At 43.0% G+C, this 237-nt stretch carries 1 protein-coding gene; it reads right to left on the bottom strand.

The features are described from left to right. Positions 1-237, bottom strand: a 237-nt coding sequence (locus tag ACVCXO_RS13875) for a hypothetical protein (protein WP_452230189.1), incomplete at both ends; no start/stop codon positions are given.

Here is a 237-nt window from a genome sequence, read left to right as displayed (position 1 = left end):
CCATCACAATCTGCAGTTGCCCAGTCACTTGTTGTGTCTGTTAAATCTACATTGGATAATGTTCCTCCGATACATGGATCGGTATCATTTGGATCCGTATCACTTGTTTCTCCATCGCCATCACAATCTGTGATTGCTGTTACAGGTAATGTAATATCTGCTACAGTAAATTCACATGCATCGTTTGGATCTGTGTCGTTTGGTCCTTGAACGCCGTCTCCATCAGGATCTACTTCG

It is taken from the genome of Lacinutrix sp. MEBiC02404 (genome assembly GCF_053601575.1).
Note: the sequence above shows the minus strand (reverse complement) of the source record. Positions and strands in the feature narration are given on the sequence as shown.